This is a genomic window from Pseudoalteromonas sp. Of11M-6 (assembly GCF_022347905.1).
GTDB lineage: Bacteria > Pseudomonadota > Gammaproteobacteria > Enterobacterales > Alteromonadaceae > Pseudoalteromonas.
The window spans coordinates 1-3724 of record NZ_JAKRFW010000098.1 but is presented as its reverse complement, the minus strand read 5'-3'; the positions used below and the strand labels follow the sequence as shown (position 1 = coordinate 3724).

General features: G+C 43.7%; 2 protein-coding genes. Both read right to left on the bottom strand.

All coding sequences use genetic code 11. The annotated features are described in order from the left end of the window. Positions 1-1623, bottom strand: a 1623-nt coding sequence (locus tag MHN32_RS23295) for a condensation domain-containing protein (protein WP_239422955.1), incomplete at its 3' end; no start/stop codon positions are given. 279 nt (positions 1624-1902) lie between these two features. Next, a partial coding sequence (locus MHN32_RS23290; protein ID WP_239422954.1) for a non-ribosomal peptide synthetase occupies positions 1903-3724 on the bottom strand: 1822 nt, incomplete at its 5' end.

The window sequence follows — 3724 nt, the reverse complement described above, 5'->3', positions numbered from 1 at the left end:
ACGCTCAAACAACTCATGCAATAAACAGCTCGGCACCTCAACATCCTGAGCTGTACTATTCAACTCCGTGAGCAAATAAGACCGCTCTCGCTCACTTAAGAGTTCCAACTCTACTAAGGGCAGCTCCACAGGTTGCGTTAGAAGGTTGTCCAAAACATTACCGAAGTGCCTATCAAATTGAGTTATGGTTTCTTCATTAAATAACTCGGTATCATAGACCCAAGTGAGTTTGCAGCCAGATTCGGACAGGGAAATGCTGATGTCTAAGTCATACTTGGTAGTAATGTTATCTGATAAGACTTCCTCGAACTCCACTCCCTGAAGGGATAGGCTCGGCTTGCTTGACGACTCACCCTGAAACATACTCAGCATCACTTGGAAAATAGGAGTATGCTGCACGCTACGCTCAACTTGGCAATGCTCTACAATCTGCTCAAACGGTAAGTCTTGATAGCTTTGCGCGGCTAAATTGGTATCACGAATATGAGTTAAAAATGCAGCGACAGTATCATGTTTGATAGATGACTTTAAAATTAGGGTATTGACAAAAAAGCCAATTAGCGGTGCCAGTGCTGTGTTTTGTCTATTTGCAAACGGAGTCCCAACAATAAACTCTGATTGGTTACTGTGACGGCAAAGTACAATACTCAGGGCTGCATGAAAAACCATAAAGGGGGTCATTCCATGGCGCATGGCAAAAGCCTCTATAGCCGCAGTAGAATAGCGACTGAACACTCTGGCCCCCTCATTACCTTTGCGCTCTGGGCGAGGATAATCCAAAGGTAAACGATGCAATAACGGAGCACCTGATAACTGCTGTCGCCAGTAACGTAACTGCTCCGCTAAGCGACTTTCTGTTAGCCACTGCCGTTGCCACACAGCAAAGTCAATATATTGGATAGCCAATGGAGTAAGTCTGGTTTCTTGTCCCATTTGCAGCGCTTGATACTCAGCAACAAACTCACGTACAAATATATTCATCGACCAGCCGTCAGAGGCGATGTGATGCATATTAAATAACAGAGTATTTTGGTTATCTGGGCCAGCTATAATATAACTCACCCGTAGCATTAGCTCAGTTGCCAAGTCAAAACTCTTTTCTGCATCATATCGGATCAACTCAGCTAATTTACGTTGTTGATACTGTGCCTCAAGTGCAGAAAGATCAATGCGGTTGATCTGAAATTTGAATTCTTGATTTATCTGCTGAAAGGGTTCCCCTTCAACCTCTCCGTAAGTGGTTCGTAATACTTTATGCCGCCAAATCAATTTCTTAATGGCTCGTTCTGCAATATCAACCGAGAAATCACCTGCGACTTTAATCACCTTAGGTATGTTGTATTGTGCACTCTGCCCTTCAAAGCGATCGATAAACCACAGGCGCTGCTGAGCAAAAGAGAGAGGGAAATGACCGTCATGAGATGCCAGCGCAGATATAGTTGACTTAGGATTAATCTCATTCTTTGTTAAAAAATGAATAATTTCTTGTTTGTTTGCCAGTATTTCTTGCTTGAGATTTTCAGGAAATGAAGCAACCGATAATTTATATTTCAGCTGCCCGCCTTCTGTATATAGGTACACACCTGAAGACGTGGCACTTGCAACTAGCTGACTGATACTCATAGATTATTTTCCCTAATAGGCTTTCATTCTTATTATTGAGCATCAAATAAGGCCTGTCTTACGCACGTGTGACTGCGCAGAAAATTTAGACAACCTCCACTACATGAGCTGTTTTCACACTTATTTTGGCGGCTACTCTGTCAACAAGGGGAATCCGGACAAAATATTAACTTTAATAACACTTAGATACTAACATGTTAATTTAAAACAACCAATATTTAACACAATATCATTATTTGGGCAAACTTTAACCCATCGCATTAGGGAAAGAGGGACGAATTACAACGTCCCTTCCTCTATCACAGTGGCTAAACTGGCTTGTCTGTTAAGGTCTCGTATCGTCAGAAGTTGCCGTACTTTCTCAGCTAATGTAGCGATCTCTGGATGAGCGATCAGCTCTGCTAAACTTAATTCTAGTGACCAAAAGTCGTTGATTTCAGCCAGTAATTGGATCAGAAGTAATGAATGCCCTCCAAGCTCCATAAAGTGAGCATCAACACTAATTTGTTCGTAGGGAATACTCAAAAGACGTTGCCAAATACCAGCTAGCGCTTGCTCAATCTCATCACGGGGAGCTTTAACCGCAGATTCCACGTTATCAATTTCATAGCTCAGAGCTGCCTTATTAACTTTACCGCTTGGAAGTAACGGCCATTGCTCAACTGTAATGATGGCTGCTGGCACCATAAAAGCAGGTAAGTTAGTGCGTAATTGCGACTTAATGTGGCTAACAAAATCAGGGCCCACCGTTGTTATCGGCTCTATATAAGCAAGCATTCGATTGTGACCTTGACCATCTTTATCTATCTTGATCACCGCTTTGTTAACTTGCTCTAATAGCGCTAATTGACGTTCAACCTCTCTAGGCTCAATGCGATATCCTCGAATTTTTATTTGTTCGTCAGCTCGGCCTAAATATTCAAGCTCACCACTTTCAAGGTAACGCACTAAATCTCCAGTCCGGTAAAGACGTTTACAAGGGGCTAAGTTAGGCAATGTTACAAACCTTTCAGCAGTAAGCTCTGCTCTATTGATGTAACCTTTGGCTACACCATTACCACCAATGTACAACTCTCCTGCAACACCAAAAGGGCAAAGCTGCTGTGATTGATCCAAGATATATAGCTCAGTATTTGGCATTGCCCGCCCAATAGTGATCTGTTCGTTCTCATAAATTTCAGCAATACTGGCGCACACGGTGATTTCGGTTGGGCCGTAGAGATTAAAAACTGGATAATGACATGCCCAACGCCAGCCTAGCTCCTCATCACAAGCCTCTCCACCTACAGCCAAGGCTGCAAAGTTATAATCCTCTCGAAATGGTAGATGAGCAAGATAAGATGGAGTTAGTAATGTATGCGTAATTTTCTGCTGCACGAGATAGCGTGCCATAAGATCTGGGTTTGCTCTTTCCTGCTCGCCACAAATGTGAAGACTTGCGCCCTGCGTCAATGCCCACACCCACTCCAAAACAGAAGCGTCAAAACAGGGGGTTGAAAACTGCAATACACGAGCATTTCCACCTGTAGGTAAGCGTTTTTTCAAGGCTACCGCAAGTTCAGTCACACTTTGATGCGCAATAGCCACTCCTTTTGGATTGCCTGTCGTACCTGAGGTATAGATAATATAAGCTGTATCGCTTAACTTTCCTCTACTTTGACTACAACCCTCTCCCACGACTGTCTGTACAGCATTTGCAACACAAATACGTTCCAAGGCTAAATGCTTAAGATCAGACTCAAGGGGTGAGTCGGTAAGTACACAAGTCGCCTCCGAATCTTGCAACATGTACTCAGTTCGAGAAGTTGGGTAGCTGGGCTCTAAAGGTAAGTACGTACCTCCCGCTTTTAAAATGGCCAGTATTGCCACCATCATATCTGTCGAACGCCCAACATATACGCCTACGGTATCCCCAACTTGGTATATTGAATTTGCGCACAAATGCTGGCTGACAGCTTCCGCACGTTGGTTGAGCTGACCATAGCTGATACTTTCATTGGCGGTTTCTACCGCCACCGCATCCGGTTGGCTCTTTGCTTGACGCTCAAACAACTCATGCAATAAACAGCTCGGCACCTCAACATCCTGAGCTGTACTATTC